The organism is Pseudomonas sp. PDM16, from assembly GCF_014851865.1.
Taxonomy (GTDB): Bacteria; Pseudomonadota; Gammaproteobacteria; order Pseudomonadales; family Pseudomonadaceae; genus Aquipseudomonas.
In genome coordinates this window covers 326,090-341,654 of sequence record NZ_JACVAM010000001.1, presented here as the reverse complement: position 1 = coordinate 341,654, position 15,565 = coordinate 326,090, and the positions used below count along the sequence as shown (strand labels likewise).

15 protein-coding genes are annotated in these 15,565 nt (G+C 64.2%); 9 read left to right on the top strand and 6 right to left on the bottom strand.

Annotation, left to right across the window (positions count from 1 at the left end):
* Window positions 1-83 precede the first annotated feature (83 nt).
* The 4 genes from IB234_RS01530 to ilvA all read right to left on the bottom strand — a co-directional run bounded on the left by IB234_RS01530 (window position 84) and on the right by ilvA (window position 3,940).
* A complete protein-coding gene (locus IB234_RS01530; RefSeq protein WP_192312790.1) occupies window positions 84-551 on the bottom strand; it encodes a DUF2269 family protein in 468 nt (155 codons plus the stop codon).
* Window positions 548-1,816: an SDR family oxidoreductase gene (locus IB234_RS01525; protein WP_192312787.1), complete on the bottom strand. Its 1,269-nt coding sequence runs from the start codon at window positions 1,814-1,816 to the stop codon at window positions 548-550. Before IB234_RS01525 ends, IB234_RS01530 begins: the two co-directional genes overlap by 4 nt.
* A complete protein-coding gene (locus IB234_RS01520; protein WP_192312784.1) occupies window positions 1,816-2,259 on the bottom strand; it encodes a DUF2269 family protein in 444 nt (147 codons plus the stop codon). Before IB234_RS01520 ends, IB234_RS01525 begins: the two co-directional genes overlap by 1 nt.
* Before the next feature lie 166 nt (window positions 2,260-2,425).
* Window positions 2,426-3,940 (bottom strand): threonine ammonia-lyase, biosynthetic, encoded by a 1,515-nt coding sequence (ilvA, locus tag IB234_RS01515; RefSeq protein ID WP_192312781.1) that lies wholly within the window; start codon window positions 3,938-3,940, stop codon window positions 2,426-2,428.
* A gap of 194 nt (window positions 3,941-4,134) precedes the next feature.
* Between ilvA and IB234_RS01510 the strand changes: the two genes are divergently transcribed.
* From IB234_RS01510 to IB234_RS01495, 4 genes are all read left to right on the top strand, one after another.
* Complete coding sequence (locus IB234_RS01510; RefSeq protein WP_192312778.1) at window positions 4,135-5,262, top strand: calcium-binding protein; 1,128 nt, start codon at window positions 4,135-4,137, stop codon at window positions 5,260-5,262.
* Between the two features lie 64 nt (window positions 5,263-5,326).
* Window positions 5,327-5,998, top strand: coding sequence for a ribose-5-phosphate isomerase RpiA (rpiA, locus tag IB234_RS01505; RefSeq protein WP_192312776.1), 672 nt, complete (start codon window positions 5,327-5,329; stop codon window positions 5,996-5,998).
* Window positions 5,999-6,206: 208 nt separating this feature from the next.
* A complete protein-coding gene (locus tag IB234_RS01500; RefSeq protein WP_192312773.1) occupies window positions 6,207-8,153 on the top strand; it encodes an autotransporter outer membrane beta-barrel domain-containing protein in 1,947 nt (648 codons plus the stop codon).
* Between the two features lie 220 nt (window positions 8,154-8,373).
* Window positions 8,374-8,706 carry a YegP family protein gene (locus IB234_RS01495; protein ID WP_192312755.1) on the top strand — a complete coding sequence of 111 codons (333 nt, stop codon included), beginning with the start codon at window positions 8,374-8,376 and terminating at the stop codon, window positions 8,704-8,706.
* 21 nt (window positions 8,707-8,727) lie between these two features.
* On the opposite strand, the gene IB234_RS01490 is transcribed toward IB234_RS01495, so the two are convergent.
* Window positions 8,728-9,651 (bottom strand): SdiA-regulated domain-containing protein, encoded by a 924-nt coding sequence (locus IB234_RS01490; RefSeq protein ID WP_192312752.1) that lies wholly within the window; start codon window positions 9,649-9,651, stop codon window positions 8,728-8,730.
* A 121-nt stretch (window positions 9,652-9,772) separates the two neighbouring features.
* Between IB234_RS01490 and IB234_RS01485 the strand changes: the two genes are divergently transcribed.
* Both IB234_RS01485 and ubiM read left to right on the top strand, forming a co-directional pair.
* Window positions 9,773-10,783, top strand: coding sequence for an AraC family transcriptional regulator (locus IB234_RS01485; protein WP_192312749.1), 1,011 nt, complete (start codon window positions 9,773-9,775; stop codon window positions 10,781-10,783).
* A gap of 83 nt (window positions 10,784-10,866) precedes the next feature.
* Window positions 10,867-12,039 carry a 5-demethoxyubiquinol-8 5-hydroxylase UbiM gene (gene ubiM / locus IB234_RS01480; RefSeq protein WP_192312746.1) on the top strand — a complete coding sequence of 391 codons (1,173 nt, stop codon included), beginning with the start codon at window positions 10,867-10,869 and terminating at the stop codon, window positions 12,037-12,039.
* 14 nt (window positions 12,040-12,053) lie between these two features.
* On the opposite strand, the gene IB234_RS01475 is transcribed toward ubiM, so the two are convergent.
* Complete coding sequence (locus IB234_RS01475; RefSeq protein WP_192312743.1) at window positions 12,054-12,527, bottom strand: hypothetical protein; 474 nt, start codon at window positions 12,525-12,527, stop codon at window positions 12,054-12,056.
* 288 nt (window positions 12,528-12,815) lie between these two features.
* Here IB234_RS01475 and IB234_RS01470 point away from each other — a divergent pair, with 288 nt between their 5' ends.
* From IB234_RS01470 to IB234_RS01460, 3 genes are read left to right on the top strand one after another with little or no spacing between them, the layout of a single operon-like run.
* Window positions 12,816-13,865: an ABC transporter ATP-binding protein gene (locus IB234_RS01470; protein ID WP_192312740.1), complete on the top strand. Its 1,050-nt coding sequence runs from the start codon at window positions 12,816-12,818 to the stop codon at window positions 13,863-13,865.
* On the top strand, window positions 13,862-14,770 hold the full coding sequence (locus IB234_RS01465) for an ABC transporter permease (protein WP_192312737.1): 909 nt from the start codon (window positions 13,862-13,864) through the stop codon (window positions 14,768-14,770). Before IB234_RS01470 ends, IB234_RS01465 begins: the two co-directional genes overlap by 4 nt.
* Entirely contained in the window at window positions 14,767-15,555 is a 789-nt protein-coding gene (locus IB234_RS01460; protein WP_192312734.1) for an ABC transporter permease, read from the top strand. Before IB234_RS01465 ends, IB234_RS01460 begins: the two co-directional genes overlap by 4 nt.
* The last annotated feature ends 10 nt before the right edge of the window (window positions 15,556-15,565 follow it).

Here is a 15,565-nt window from a genome sequence, read left to right as displayed (position 1 = left end):
GCTCGTAAGTTCCGCTTCCTCGGCCGCTTTTGCCTTGTCTGACGCTAATCCAGAGGATCGCAAACAGGCTCTGCGTCTTGGCATTACAACGGCTTGGCCACCATCAGCCAGAATATGGCGATAAAGGCCATGAAGGCCGGCCAGCCCAGCACGAACCAGATGCGCATATAGCGGTTGGCCCGTTCCGGCAGCGCGCCGCCATTGTGCAATGCCTCGACGGCCATATCGCGTACGCGGATCTGCAGCCACAGAACCGGCAGCCAGCACAGCCCCGCCAGGACAAACAGCCCAGTGCTCCACAGTAGCCAGGACTGGCTCAGCGGCCAGCCCGCAAGCTTGGCCAAGGCCAAGCCGGAGAGTGGCTGAAAGACAGCCGTCGTCGCGATAAACAGCCAGTCGGCCGTGACCAGGTGGCGGAAGGTGGTGGCGATCACTTCCACCCGCCCGCTGCGCCAGGCGCGCAGGGCGTAGTACGCCGAGCCAAGACCGGTGCCGAACAGCAGGGTGGAGGAGAGGATGTGCAGGGTCTTGAGCAGCAGGTACAGGCTCATCGGTGTCTCGTCGTGGAGGCGGAAAGTCCCAGCAGCCAGGCGCTCAGCAGCAGAACCGCGAAATTCTTGCCCACTGCCATATAGGGGTCGAACCAGTAGTGGGGCAGCAGTAGGCTGATCACCAGGCTATAGACCAGCATCAGAACGATCTGTGCCTGCAGGGCACGGCTGCGCCAGCGCTGGGATAGCAGTGCCAGGCCGAGCACGCCGTCCAGCAGGGCACCGCCGATCACCGCCAGCCTGGCCGGTAGGCCGTCGATACCGGCTTCCGCCATGATGCGCAGGCCCCAGTCGAAACCCGGCCCCAGGCAGACCACCGCGGTCCCCAGCCAGATCAACGCGAGCACCAGCAGAACCAGGGGTTGCAGCACCAGGGCCAGGCTCTGTGCCGGTTGTGGCCAGTAGTACAGGCGGCTCGCCAGTGGCGCCGCGCGATAGCTGCACGCCTGCTCCAGTAAGGCGGGGTCGGCAAGGTTGTCGTGGTCGCTCAGCCGCAGGGTCTGGCGGTTCAGCGCCTGCCAGCCCAGTCGCTCGCCCAGTGCCGCGCCGAGCCGCGCGAGTGGCGTCGGTACGGTGAAGTAGCGAGCCGGGCGCCAGCCCTGGGCCTGGCGCAGGACATTGATCAGTTCGCCCTGAGTAAATGCCTGCGGGCCTACCAGTGGCAGCATGGTTGGCTGTGCCGGCCAGTGGCGCAGCAATGCCAGAACGGCGGCACAGAGGTCGGCGATATGCAGCGGCTGCAGGCGTGCCTGGTTGCCCAGCAGCGGGATCAGTGGCCAGGGCGACAGGCGCTGCAGCCACTCACTGCTGGTGCCCCCCGGCCCCACCACCAGCGAAGGTCGCAGTACCACTGCCGGGATACCGAGGTTCAGCAGATACCGGTCGGCCTCCGCCTTGCTGGCCAGGAACGGAATGTCGGGATGCTCGCCGGCGCCCAGGGCAGAAATCTGCAGCACGGCGGCGCCATGCTGTTTGGCCAGCCCCAACAGCGCACAGGCCCCGTCGCGTTGCAGGCGCTGCATGTGATCGCTGTCGGTGGAAAGCTCGCCGCTGGCGTTGATCAGCAGTTCGATATCGTCCGGCCAGGCGAAGTTGTGGGGCTGCTCCGCCAGCTGCAGCAGGTCGAGCGTGCGCCACTCCACGCCGGGCAACGAGGGGGCTGTGGCCTGACGGTGGGTGGCGATAAGCGAATGCCCGGCCAGACTCAGGGCATCGAGCAGGTGCCGGCCGATGAAGCCGCCGGCCCCGACCAGCAGGATGCGCATCAGGCCGGCTTGGCCCCCATCAGGGCGAAGATCGCCAGCAGCAGGACCAGCATCACCGCCGCATAGGCGATCACGAAGCGCAGCAGCTTGACCGGCACGTTGCCGGCGGCGACGGCCTTCTGCCAGGCGCCGAGGCGGTTGTGCAGGAGCAGGCCGAACAGCACCAGCACGCCGAACAGCTTGGCGCTGAACAGCAGCCAGGTGGCGCCCAGCGACAGGCCGACCGTGTGCACCAGCCACCAGCCGCTGACTGGCAGACTCAGGGTGACCAGGCCGATGGCCGGCATGCTGTACAGGCGGGTGACACGCAGCTTGCGGGTCAGTACGGCGGCGTCGCCACTGCGGTTGGCCTTCCACAGCATGAAGGTATGGGCGATGAAGCCCGCCAGGATTAGCACGGCGGGAATCAGGTGGGCGTACTTCAGCAGTTGGTAATGTTCCATCAGTGTTCCCTTAGCAGGTTGTTTAAAGCTACCTGCGTTGTCTGGCCGTTGTTAAAAACAGCCCGAGACACGGCGTCTCAAAATGCTCATTTACAGCGCGTAAACTGCGCTTTTTCGGATGTTTTTGCCTAGGCCAAACTGCTTCGGCAACGCTTTCAACAGCCTGCTAACCGAGGAAAAGCTTGTAGGCCGGATTGTCGCTCTCGTCCCAGTAGGGATAGCCGATGGCGTCGAACGCGGCCGGAATCTGGTTGCGCTCGTCTGCCGGCACCTGCAGCGCGGCCAGCACGCGACCGTCGGCGGCGCCGTGGTTGCGGTAGTGGAACATGGTGATGTTCCAGCGCCCGCCCAGGCGGTTGAGGAAGTTGAACAGCGCGCCCGGCCGCTCGGGGAACTCGAAGCGGAACACCATCTCGTCCGCCACCGCTGCCGCATGGCCGCCGACGGTGTGGCGGATGTGCAGCTTGGCCAGCTCGTTGTCGGTCAGATCGAGCACCGGGAAGCCCTGCTCGCGCAGGTTTTCTACCAGCGCCTGGCGCGGGTCGTTCTCCGGGTGGGTCTGCACGCCGACGAAGATGTGCGCTTCACGGTCGGTGTGGTAGCGGTAGTTGAACTCGGTGATCTGGCGCTTGCCGATCGCCTCGCAGAAGGCCTTGAAGCTGCCCGGGCGCTCGGGGATGGTCACGGCGATGATCGCCTCGCGTTTCTCGCCCAGCTCGGCACGCTCGGCCACGTGGCGCAGGCGATCGAAGTTGATGTTGGCGCCCGAATCGATGCCCACCAGCACCTTGCCTTGCAGGCCCTCGCGCTCCACGTACTTCTTGATCCCGGCCACGGCCAGCGCGCCGGCCGGCTCGGTGATCGAGCGGGTGTCGTCGTAGATGTCCTTGATCGCCGCGCAGATCTCGTCGGTGCTGACGGTGATCACCTCGTCGACGTGATCCTTGCACACGTCGAAGCAGTGCTGGCCGATCTGCGCCACGGCCACGCCGTCGGCGAACAGCCCGACCTGCGGCAGCACCACGCGCTCACCGGCGGCCATGGCGGCCTGCAGGCAGTTGGAGTCGTCCGGCTCGACGCCGATCACGCGGATGTCCGGGCGCAGGTACTTCACATAGGCCGCGATGCCGGAGATCAGGCCGCCGCCGCCGACCGGCACGAAGATGGCGTCCAGCTGGCCCGGCTGCTGGCGCAGGATTTCCATGGCCACGGTGCCTTGCCCGGCGATCACCAGCGGATCGTCGTAGGGGTGGATGTAGGTGTAGCCCTTCTCTTCCACCAGCTTGAGCGAATGCGCCAGCGCTTCGGGGAAGGCGTCGCCGTGCAGCACCACCTTGCCGCCGCGCGAGCGTACGCCCTGCACCTTCAGCTCCGGGGTGGTGCGCGGCATGACGATGGTCGCCTTCACGCCCAGATGCTTGGCGGCCAGGGCCAGGCCCTGGGCATGGTTGCCGGCGGAGGCGGTGACCACACCGCGCTCCAGTTCCTCGGCGGTCAGCTGGGCCAGCTTGTTGTAGGCGCCGCGAATCTTGAACGAGTACACCGGCTGCAGATCCTCGCGCTTGAGCAGAATCTGGTTGCCCAGCCGCTCGGTGAGCTGGCGGGCGGGTTGCAGCGGGGTTTCCACCGCGACGTCGTAGACGCGCGAGGTGAGGATCTTCTTCATGTACTGTTCGAGCATCACGGGTATCACGGCGCAGAGAAGGAGGGAGAGGGGAGTCTACTCCGCCCGCACCGCGCGCGGCCACCCGCGCGGCTGCGCTGGCGAGCCGACCGGCGGCGGGAATCTTTTGCCGCGCGTGTCAGTCAGTCAGTCAGCTCAGGCCCCTTGTGCAGTGGCGTGCCGCTCCCACACCCACTTCATGAGGACTCGCCATGGCCGTTCCCTCTCGCGTCACTGTGCCCGGTACTTCCGGCAATGACCTGCTGGTCGCGCCCGCCGAACCCAGCCGCCTGGTCGGCGGTGCCGGCGACGACATCCTGATCGACAGCGCCGGCTCCGATGCCCTGGTCGGCGGCGCCGGGCATAACCGCCTGTACGGCGGGCTCGGCAGCGACTACTACACCTACGACCTGGTCGCCGCCGGGCGCGACGAGATCCTCGACTTCGATCCCAGCCCGTCCTGGGTCAACGTCAACCTCGACACCCTGATCATCAGCGAGAGCCTGGAGGAGTTCGGGCCCTTCGAGCGCCGTGGCGACGATCTGCTGATCGGCCTGAGCGGCGAGCCGGGCGTGGTGACGGTCAAATACTTCTTCCTCGACCCGGCGTTCCGCATCGAGATATTCCGCTTCGGCAACACGGTGATCACCGACGAGCAGATCCTGCGCAACTTCCACATCGACCCGACCATGCCCATCGGTCGTAGCGCCGACAATCCGCCGACCTATACCGGCGACTTGATCCGCCTGACCGGCAACGAGCAGGCCAATCGCCTCTCGGCGGCGGATCGTCCGACCTATCTGCTGGGCCGTGGCGGCAACGACCTGCTGATCGGCAGCCGCCATGGCGACGTGCTCAACGGCGGCAGCAGTAAGCCGATGTTCCTCGGCGACAATCACTGGAATCGCCTCTACGGCGGGCCGGGCAACGACTACTACCAGGTCGAGTCGGTGGTCGACTTCGGTGACCATCAGGTCTACGACTACGACCCCACACCGGGCAACCTCGATACCCTGCAGATCCGTGGCGATGTCGGTGGTGCGGCCGGTATCCGCCTGAACGGCGTGGCGGGTGGCGACCTGATCATCGAGCTGTACACCGAGCAGCGCATCGTCATCGGCAACTACTTTCTCGACCGGGCCTTCGTGGTCGAGAAGATCGTCTTCGACGACGGCAGCGTGCTCGACGAGGCCGCGGTGCGCCAGCGCGTGGGCCTGCCGGCGGCGCTGGCGCCCCAGGCCAGCCTGAGCGTGCCGCCGTCTTGTTGCACGGCGCAGGACGGCGGCGATGCCTGGCTGAATCTGGCGCTGCTCGCCGGTGCGGCGCTGGGTGGCGGCTGATCGGCGCTGCGGCGAGCCTGTCGGGGCGGCTATAATCGCGGTTTTCCAGCCCGGCAGAAGCGTCATGACCCAGGATCAGCTCAAGCAGGCGGTGGCCCAGGCCGCCGTCGACCATATTCTTCCCCACCTCGACAGCAAGAGCGTGATCGGCGTCGGCACCGGCTCCACCGCCAACTTCTTCATCGACGCCCTGGCCCAGCACAAGATGGCCTTCGATGGCGCTGTGGCCAGCTCCGAAGCCACCGCTGCGCGCCTCAAGGGTCACGGCATCCCGGTCTACGACCTGAATGCGGTGGACGGCCTGGAGTTCTACATCGACGGCGCCGATGAGAGCGACGAGCACCTCAACCTGATCAAGGGCGGCGGCGCGGCCCTGACCCGCGAGAAGATCGTCGCAGCGGTGGCCAAGACCTTCGTCTGCATCGCCGACGGCAGCAAGCTGGTGCCGGTGCTCGGCGCCTTCCCGCTGCCGGTCGAGGTGATTCCCATGGCGCGCAGCCATGTGGCTCGCCAGTTGGTGAAGCTGGGCGGCGACCCGGTGTACCGCGAGGGTGTGGTCACCGATAACGGCAACATCATTCTCGACGTGCACAACATGAGCGTCACCGACCCGGTGAAGCTGGAGGCGGACATCAACGCCATCGTCGGCGTGGTCACCAACGGCCTGTTCGCCGCGCGCCCGGCCGACCTGCTGCTGCTCGGCACCAGCGAAGGCGTGAAGACGCTCAAGGCCTGATTTTGGGGCCGGCTCGGCCCCGTTCGCCCCTTTTTGCATCGCTTCGGGGCGCCCAAGCCGCCTGGTTGTGCCGTCGAGTATGTGCAAGTTACAGCCAGGCGACCCGCATTTCTGTTGATGCGCCAATCTGTCCGTGTTGACAGGTTTTGGGTCCGCATCCTGCTATTGCTTTCCTCGTTGTTACCTCCCAACCAACAAGGAAAGTGAAGTGATCAAATCTCTCGCTCGTGCTGTCGGTATCGGCAGCCTGGTTTGTGCGCCCCTGGCCGGCGCTTATCAGTTCGGTGAACATGCAGCGGTTACTGTCGACAAGCTGATTCACGATTACCCCGGCCGTTACCGGGACACCGTCAGCTTCGCCGGTGCTGCAAACTGGATGGAAGCTCAGATGGGTAGCGGCTACACACTGAGCAGGCAGGACTTCAGCTGGAATGCCGGGTCTCGGACCTCGCAGAACGTCATTGCCTCTTCAGCGGGGCTGAATGATCAGTTCGTCGTCATCGGCGCCCACTTCGATACCTACTTCGGCCGGCCGACGCTGCAGGGGCTGGATGACAACGCCTCGGGTGCGGGTGTGCTGACTGAGGTGGCCCGGAATCTGTCTGGGTTGCAGTTGGAAAATGGCCTAGAGATCGTCGGCTTCGGCGCGGAGGAGGAGGGGCTGCGCGGATCGCGCGCCTACGTCGAATCGCTCGATCCCACTCAGCGTACCAACCTGCTGGCGATGGTGAATATCGACAGCCTGATCACCGGCGACAAGATGTATGCCCATGCCGGGCAGAACAGCGAGGGCAACCCAGAGCTGGCCAGCCTCCGCGAGCACACCGTGCGCATAGCCCAGGAGCTGGGCATCGAGGTCCAGTCCAATCCCGGACTCAATCCAGAGTACCCGGCCGGTACCGGATGCTGCAGCGATGGCGAGGCCTTCGAAGACCTTAACGTACCGATTCTCTACGTCGAATCGACCAACTGGGATATCGGTGATCTGGATGGCTACGATCAGACCACCAACCCGGCCATCCCCGGGGGCTCGACCTGGCATGACCCGGTCGAGGATAACGAGGAGGTGCTCGTTGGCGCATTCGGTGAAGAGCGGGTCAATCAGCGTCTGCGTGACTACTCCCGACTGCTAAGCCGCCTGTTGCTTGAACTGACCAATGCCGATCTGTTGGCATCCACCGCCTCTGGCGGCGCCACTGCGCGCAACATGCAGGATCAGCTGCAGCGCCAGTATCAGGCGCAGAACCTGCTGCACGAGCGGCGTTGGCATTTGCTGCAGGCCATGCAGCGCGAGGTCGGCAGTTTCGACGGCGAGATCGGTGTGGACGGCGAGTATGCGCCTGACAGCGGTTTCGACGAGGCTCCCCACCCCGAGGCGCGTCGCTATGGGATTCATGCACTGGGTGATGTACGCCTGACCGAGCTGTTGTCGGTGGGTGGAAGCCTGAGCTATCAGAACGGTAACGACGATCTGGAACATGGCGGCGAGCTCGACAGCGACGCCTGGCGACTCGGCGCGTTTGCGCTGCTCAGCGACGGCGGCCCGGCATGGCTGGGGGCTGACCTGAGCGTGGCGCACACGCGCTTCGACAGTGAGCGGGCGCTGCGCATCCAGGCTGATGGCGGCCCGGTCCTGTTGGAGCGGCGCTTCTCCGGCGATACGGACGCACTGACCTGGGGCGCACGCGTGCTAGGCGGCTACGACTTCAGCGTCGGCGAACTGCGCACCGGCCCATTCGCAGGACTGGACTACAGTCACAGCCGCATCGATGACTTCTCCGAGGATGGTTCCGAGCGTACCGCCCTTGGCTACGAGGAGCAGGACTTCGATAGTCTGGAAGCAAGTGTCGGTTGGCGCCTGCAGGGCAACCTGGCGCTCGGCGGCTCGCTGTATCTGCTGCCGTATGCCAGCGTGGCCTGGGTCAAGGAGCTGGGTGACGGTCGTCTGGAGGACATCGCTCTCACTAGCCAGGCCGACGGTCAGGTACGTGTAGCCGACCTGGGCCAGGTAGACACCAGTTTCGGTCGTGCGCGTATCGGCAGCCAGTTGCGGATTGGCGACAGCCTGGGCGTGTTCGTCGAGGTCAATGGGCGCATGGGGCATGACGAAGGTAGTCAGACCGCCTATTCGCTCGGCGCACAGTGGATGTTCTGACCGCTCGCCACGCCAGCGTAGCCGGGCTCCCGGTAGGAGCTCGGTTACGCCCGGAACAGCCTACGGATATCAAATGCATCGCTGGAGCTTTGGATCATGGGGTATCGATTCCGAGGGGCGCGCTGCCATGGCATCGATCGGCCTTCTCTTGGCCGTCGGCCTGCCCGGTTGGTTACTTGCGGCTACGCTTAGCTGACCATTCATCCACGGAGATTTGACGATGGCCAGCAAGTTTCAACTGAAGAGTGCCAGCAACGGTCAGTTCCACTTCAACCTGCATGCCGGCAACGGCGAGATCATCCTCAGCAGCGAGCAGTACAAGGCCAAGCAGTCGGCCCTGGATGGTATCGAATCGGTGCGCAAGAACTCGCAGCGTGAAGGGGCCTTCGAGGTCAAGGCTGCCTCCGGGGGCAAGTTTCACTTCGTACTCAAGGCCACCAATGGCCAGGTGATCGGCAGCAGCCAGTTGTACGCCAGCGAGGCGGGTGCCAAGGCCGGTACCGAGTCGGTGAAGAACAACGCGCCCGGTGCGAGCCTGCAAGATGACACCTGATAAGGCGTCCTTGCTTCCCCGCTATTGCCTGTCCTGGCGTTCGAACACGTAGAAAAGGTTCGGCTCGCTGACCACATAGATACGGCCCTGGTCGTCGGTAGCCACGCCTTCCGCCTGCGGTACTCGGCGCTCCAGCCCGTGTTGGCCGCCGAGCAGTGACAGCGAGCTGATCGGGCGTCCGTTCGAGTTGATCTCGAGGATCAGGTGCGATTCATCCGATAGCGCCAGCAGGTGATTGGTCTGAGCGTCGTAGTGCAGGCTGGAGAGATCGCGCACGAAAAGCCGGGCGTCGCGCTCTGGGTCCTCCACCACGTGCACGGCGAAGGGCTTGTTCGGCTGGGTGTGAGGGAAGCCGTGGATCTCGTAGATGCTCACCGGGTCGCGCTCCTTGGCGGCGAACAGGCGGTGGTTGGCGGCATCGTAGGCCAGGCCTTCGAAACCCTTGTTGCCGTTGAGTCCGATGCCCAGCGATAGCTGCTCGGAATCGGCGGCGTCGACGAAGTCGGTGTTCTCGTCCAGATGCACGCGAAACAGGCGTTGTTGGCGTTCGTCGGTGATCACGTAGAGGTCACGGCTGATGTACTCGATGGCCTCAGGGTCGCCGAAGCCGACCAGGGGCAGGCGGCGCAACACCTTGCCGTCCAGCGACAGCTCGATGATCTCAGGATTCTTGTTGGTCACGGTGAAGAGCGTGCGCCGGTCCGGATCGAAGGTCAGCGCTGAAACATCGGCGCTCAGTCCTTCGATCGGCATGGCCTGCACGGTCACACGATAGTCCGGCAGCCAGATCGACTTGTTCCGCCATTCGGCGGCATGGCGCCATTCTTGCACCACGAACCAGCCGCGTTCGAACAAGCGCCATTGCTGGGCGATTACCAGCAGGGCCACGAGGACAAGCGCTGCCAGGGTGGGCAGCAGCACGCGAGCTTGGGTCAGGCGGCGCATGGATCGAGGTTCCGAGTCAGGGGGCTGAATCAAAACAGCTGCAGCTGAATTCAACCTTAAGGGCGCTGAAAACGGTCGCCGGCCGAAGTTACCGAATACCACCGCAGCGGAAACGGCAGTCATGTCAGTGTTACCGGAAGAGCGAGTATTGACCACCCTGCACACGGTCGCCCTGGCCGTGCAAGGTCTGCAGCGCATGGGTATCGATATCGAGCGGGTGCTGGAGGGTAGTGGCATCCAGGCCGGAGATCTGGCCAGCCCGACTCGCCTGGTCAGCCATGCGCAGGAACTGCGGGTGCTGGCCAATGCCCTGGCACTCAGTACCGACCCCGCGCTGGGGCTTCTGCTGGGCAAGCGCATGCATGTCTCCGCCTACGGCATGCTCGGCTACACCCTGCTGGCTAGCCGTAATCTGGGTGAGGCGTTGCGTCTGGCCATCGCCCATCCTGCGTTGCTGGGTACCTACTTCCAGCTGGATCTGCAGGCGGTCGGCGACGAGGTGCGGCTGAGTGCCAGCGGCTACCGTTACGACCCGGCGCTGAGCCTGTTCAACACCGAGCTGTGCCTGACCTCACTGCTCACCGTGGTGCAGGACCTGCTTGGCGAATCGGTGCGGCCGCGGCGCCTGTTGCTGGCCTATCGCACGCCGGCTCATGCCGCCAGCTACGGCGAGAGGCTCGGTTGCCCGGTCGAGTTCGATGCCGGCTGCAACGCCCTGTGCTTCAACCCGGCACTGCTGGAACGGCCGTTGCCGCTGGCCGACCCGGTCAGCCACCAGCACGGCCTGCAGCAATGCATGCAGCTGGAGGCGCAGTTGCACAACCGCCACGACCTGCGCGACCTGATCCGTCAGCAATTGTCCGGCGACCTGATCGAGTGCTCCAGCCTGGAGCGTGTCGCAACCCGCCTGCACCGTTCCGAGCGCACCGTGCGTCGTCACCTGCAGCAGCTCAACACCAGTTTCCAGAACCTGCTCGACGAAGTGCGCTACGACAAGGCGCGGCAACTGCTGCTGAATACCGACAAGCCGATCTATCTGATCGCCGAGGAACTCGGCTACAGCGAAACCGCCAGCTTCCGCCATGCCTTCCAGCGCTGGAGTGGCCTGGCGCCGAGCGAGCTGCGCCGCTGAGGCAGCGACATGATCCAGGACAAGATCGGCTTATCCTCCAGCGCCTAGACTCGCGTGCATCGCCAGTGCTGGGAGAGCCGCTCATGATCCACGATGTCGCCATCATCGGTGCCGGGCCGGCTGGCCTGTGCCTGGCGCGTGCCCTGTCCGGGCATGGCCTGTCCGTCATCCTGCTGGAGCGCCAGGCCGAGAAGGAGCTGGCCGAGCCGGCCTTCGACGGCCGCGAAATTGCCCTCACCCATGCTTCCCAGGCGTTGCTGGAAAAGTTCGGCATGTGGCAGCGCTTCCCGGCTGAAGAGGTCGCCGTGCTGCGCGATGCCCAGGTGCTCAACGGGCCTTCTTTGTTCGCCCTGAAGATCCGCGCCGAACAGGCGGGCGCCGAGCGTCTCGGTCATCTGGTCGCCAACCAGGCGATCCGCCGGGCGGCCTTCGAGGCGGTGGCCGAGTGTGCCGACGTGCAGCTGCGCTGCGAGGTGAGCGTGCGTGCCATTCGCCATCACGCGCGGGAGGTCGAGTTGGAGTTGGCCAATGGTGAGTCGCTGCGTACGCGCCTGCTGGTGGCCGCCGACAGCCGCTTCTCCGAGACGCGCCGCCAGCTTGGTATCGGTGCCCGCCTCAAGGACTTCGGAAAGACCATGCTGGTATGCCGCATGCACCACGAGAAGCCTCACCAGCAGGTGGCCTGGGAATGGTTCGGCTATGGCCAGACCCTGGCGCTGCTGCCGCTCAATGGCAACCAGTCCTCCGTGGTGCTGACCCTGCCGCCGCGCGAAATCGAGCGTTTGCGCGAGCTGGATGAAGACGCCTTCTCTCGTGAGATGGAGCAGCGCTTCGACCGCCGGCTCGGCGCCATGCAACTGGTCAGCACTCGTCGCGCCTATCCGTTGGTGGGGGCTTATGCCGAACGCCTGGTTGGCGCGCGTTGCGCGCTACTCGGTGACGCAGCTGTCGGCATGCATCCGGTCACCGCTCACGGCTTCAACTTCGGTCTGAGCAGCGTACAGCGGCTCAGCGAGGCCGTACTGGCCGCCAAGGCTCGCGGCGAAGATATCGCCGCGCCTGCGGTGCTATCCCGTTACGAGCGCCAGCACCGTCTGGCGACCTGGCCGTTGTACCAGGCCACCAATCTGCTGGTGGATGTCTACACCAATGACCGCCTACCGGCGAAGCTGCTACGCGGAGCCGGGCTGCGGGTGGCACAGGGGTTGTTGCCGTTGAAGAAGGGGATTGCGCGGCATCTCACGTCGGGCGCATAAGGCGGCCAGGACACCTATTGTCCAACCTGGTTTACGAGCTCCGGCTGCTGGGAGCAGCTCTTTGGCTTTGTATGTGGCTCCGACTTGAGAGCCGTGGTGATAAGTAGTGCCGTAAAGATCACGACGATGGCTGACCATAAAGCGCGGGCAAACTCGCTGTTTGTCTTGAAGCGAGTTTTCTCAAACTCCAGAGCGGCTTCAGTCAGGTTGAGCGGGTTCTGTTGAATCCATGTCTCGAAGTGCCAAGTCTGACGCCACCAGAAAAGAATCGGCAGTAGTGCTAGCAATAACGCGCCAACAACAGCACCGCCTCGCAGCCATGGAGGTAGGGAGGAAAGGGAGAAATTGAATGCTGCTGCAGAGGCGATGCTGATTACGTAGGTTGCACAAAGAAAAGCGCTAACGAGTATCCAGAAAATTTTCCGACGGGGCTCTTGCCAGTAGAGAGCTGATGCTGGCCGGATTTTTGGTGGTTGGATGTTCTCCACGCGACCTCCTTGTTGCTTTGTCCGTTTTGTCAGCGACCCATCAGGGCGGCCTAGACCTGCTCAAAGTTTTAGCGTGATTCCAGATAGGCTGCCAGTCGCTTCCTCTCCTAAAAGAGCGCTATATCCGTTCATAGTGGATGCATACAACTTGGCCACATCTATCCCCTTTTGTCCGCATCTATCGTTCTGCCGCAAGCGCGGTGCTGCCTAGAATCGATCGCAAGGCCACTTGGCCGCTTTCTGCCTCTTAATCGCCAATAAAAACAATTGGTTAGGAGCTATTCGCGGATGAGCAGTGCGATCTCGATCGAAACCCTGAGCATGGAGTACGGCGCCGTTGGCAGTGGCCATAAGGCCCTGGACGAAGTCTCCCTGGAAATCCGCGACAACGAATTCTTCACCCTGCTCGGCCCTTCGGGTTGCGGCAAGACCACGTTGTTGCGGCTGATCGCCGGTTTTGAGCAGCCCTCCGCCGGGGTGATCCGCCTGTACGGCGAGCCGATGCAGGACCTCCCGCCCTTCCGCCGCCCGGTCAACACCGTGTTCCAGAGTTACGCACTGTTCCCGCACATGACGGTGGCGCAGAACATCGGCTTCGGCCTGGAGATGCAGGGCAAGCCCAAGGCCGAGATCGCCGCCACGGTGGAGCGCATGCTGGCGCTAGTGAAGTTGCCGGACGTTGGCAACCGCCGCGCCGACCAGCTCTCCGGCGGCCAGCAACAGCGCATTGCCCTAGCCCGCGCGCTGGCCAGTCGGCCCAAGGTGCTGCTGCTCGACGAGTCGCTTTCGGCGCTGGACATGAAGTTGCGCAAGGAAATGCAGATCGAGCTCAAGCGCCTGCAGGCCGAGACCGGCATTACCTTCATCTTCGTCACCCACGACCAGGAAGAAGCGCTGACCATGTCCGACCGCATCGCGGTGATGAGCAAGGGGCGCATCCTGCAGATCGGCACGCCGAGCGAGATCTACGAAAGCCCGGTCAATCGCACGGTGGCCGATTTCATCGGCGAGACCAATTTCCTCGAAGCCTGCGCGGTCGGCGAGCAGTTGCAGTTGGCCGACGGCCAGACCCTGCCCGGATACGCCGTCGCTCAGGGCGCGGTGACCGTGGCCATTCGCCCTGAGCGGGTGGCGCTGAGTGAGTCTGGCAACCTGACGGGCGAGGTGGAGGAGGTGGTCTACATCGGCACCGATACCCTCTACCTGCTCAGAGTTGCCGGCCAATCGGGCTTCCGCGTGCGCCAACAGAACCGCGGCGGGGTGCGCCCGCCCTTGCAGCGGGGTGCCCAGGTGCGTCTGGATGTCCCGGCGGCCGCTATCCGGGTGCTGAGCGAATGAAGAGCCCCAAGCAACTGGCCGAGCGTCGCCAACTGCTGAGCCGTCTCGGCCTGATCGCGCCGGGCATGGCGGTGCTGGCGGTGTTCCTGGTCGCGCCACTGGTGATCATGCTGCTGGTGTCCTTCCTGCAGCCCGGCGACTACGGCGGAGTGAAGTGGGGCGAGTACTCGACGGAGGCATACGTCAGCTTTCTCTACGAGCGCGATTTCGATGACAGCCTGGTGTTCAACACCGACTATCTGGGCATCTTCCAGCGCTCCTTCTGGCTGGCCGTGGCGACCACCGTTGGCTGCCTGCTGATCGGCTTTCCTACGGCGCTGTACCTGGCGTTGCAGAGCGAGAAGAAGCGCAACCTGCTGCTGTTTCTAGTCACGGTGCCGTTCTGGACCAACCTGCTGGTGCGGGTCTATGCCTGGATGCTGCTGCTGCGCAATGGTGGGCTGGTGGATGGCGCGCTGGGCGTGTTCGGTGTGCCGGAGGGCAGTATCGGCCTGCTGTACAGCAACGGTGCGGTGATGATCGGCCTGCTCTACAGCTTCCTGCCGTTCATGGTGCTGCCGATCTACACCAGCCTGGAGAAGCTCGACTGGCGCCTGGTGGAGGCGGCGTTCGACCTCGGCGCCAACCGCTGGCAGGCGCTGAAAAGGGTGATCCTGCCGCTGGCGCTGCCCGGCATGCTGGCCGGGGCGACCCTGGTGTTCATCCCGGCGCTGGGTAACTACATCATCCCCGAGCTGCTCGGGGGTGGTAAGGCGCTAATGATCGGCAATTTGGTGCAGCTGCAGTTCGGCTCCGGGCATAACTGGCCGCTGGGTTCGGCGCTGGCCTTCTCGCTGTTCAGCCTGGTGTTGCTGGCCTTGTTGTTCAACGGCCTGCGCCAGCGTGGCCAGGAGGTGCGCGCATGAACCTGCAGGGCCCACTGTGGCGCTTCACCGGCGTGCGCCCTATGGCCTGGGGATTCTTCGCCTTCCTCTACATCCCGATCATCGTGCTGGTGGCGCTGAGTTTCAACGCCGGCCAGTCGGCCACCCTGTGGCAGGGCTTCAGCTTCAAGTGGTATGGGGTGGTGGCCAATGACCCGGAGATTCTCCGCGCGGCGAAGAACTCACTGATCATCGCCGTGAGCGCCACGCTGATCTCCACCTGCCTGGCGACCCTGGCAGCGCTGGGCATGCATGGCCGGCGCTTCCGTGGCCAGGGCGCGCTGCAGGGCGTGCTTGGCCTGCCGCTGCTGGTGCCGGACATCGTCTGCGCGGTGGCCATCCTGATGTTCTTCGCCTTTATCGGCTTGAAACTTTCCCTTTTGACCATCCTTATCGCCCACGTGGTGTTCTGCACGCCGTTTGCCTATCTGCCGATCCGCGCCCGCCTGCAGGGCATGGATCCGCGCCTGCTGGAAGCTGCCGCCGATCTGTACGCCTCGCCCTGGCGCGCCTTCTGGCGGGTCAGCTTCCCACTGCTGCTGCCCGGCATCCTCTCCGGGGCGATGCTGGCGTTCATCATCTCGATGGACGACTTCGTCATCACCTACTTCGTCGCTGGCGCCGGCTCGACCACCCTGCCGGTGTACATCTTCAGTTCGATCCGCATGGGCATATCGCCGAAGATCAATGCGATTTCCTCGATCATGCTCGTGCTTTCCATTCTTTTTGTAACCCTGTCGTACTACTTAGGCCAACGCAAACGCTAGGAGCCAGACC

Coding starts and splice junctions, on each gene's coding strand:
- IB234_RS01530 (WP_192312790.1), bottom strand. CDS start 551: ATGAGCCTGTACCTGCTGCTCAAGACCCTGCACATCCTCTCCTCCACC.
- IB234_RS01525 (WP_192312787.1), bottom strand. CDS start 1,816: ATGCGCATCCTGCTGGTCGGGGCCGGCGGCTTCATCGGCCGGCACCTG.
- IB234_RS01520 (WP_192312784.1), bottom strand. CDS start 2,259: ATGGAACATTACCAACTGCTGAAGTACGCCCACCTGATTCCCGCCGTG.
- ilvA (WP_192312781.1), bottom strand. CDS start 3,940: ATGCTCGAACAGTACATGAAGAAGATCCTCACCTCGCGCGTCTACGAC.
- IB234_RS01510 (WP_192312778.1), top strand. CDS start 4,135: ATGGCCGTTCCCTCTCGCGTCACTGTGCCCGGTACTTCCGGCAATGAC.
- rpiA (WP_192312776.1), top strand. CDS start 5,327: ATGACCCAGGATCAGCTCAAGCAGGCGGTGGCCCAGGCCGCCGTCGAC.
- IB234_RS01495 (WP_192312755.1), top strand. CDS start 8,374: ATGGCCAGCAAGTTTCAACTGAAGAGTGCCAGCAACGGTCAGTTCCAC.
- IB234_RS01490 (WP_192312752.1), bottom strand. CDS start 9,651: ATGCGCCGCCTGACCCAAGCTCGCGTGCTGCTGCCCACCCTGGCAGCG.
- IB234_RS01485 (WP_192312749.1), top strand. CDS start 9,773: ATGTCAGTGTTACCGGAAGAGCGAGTATTGACCACCCTGCACACGGTC.
- ubiM (WP_192312746.1), top strand. CDS start 10,867: ATGATCCACGATGTCGCCATCATCGGTGCCGGGCCGGCTGGCCTGTGC.
- IB234_RS01470 (WP_192312740.1), top strand. CDS start 12,816: ATGAGCAGTGCGATCTCGATCGAAACCCTGAGCATGGAGTACGGCGCC.
- IB234_RS01465 (WP_192312737.1), top strand. CDS start 13,862: ATGAAGAGCCCCAAGCAACTGGCCGAGCGTCGCCAACTGCTGAGCCGT.
- IB234_RS01460 (WP_192312734.1), top strand. CDS start 14,767: ATGAACCTGCAGGGCCCACTGTGGCGCTTCACCGGCGTGCGCCCTATG.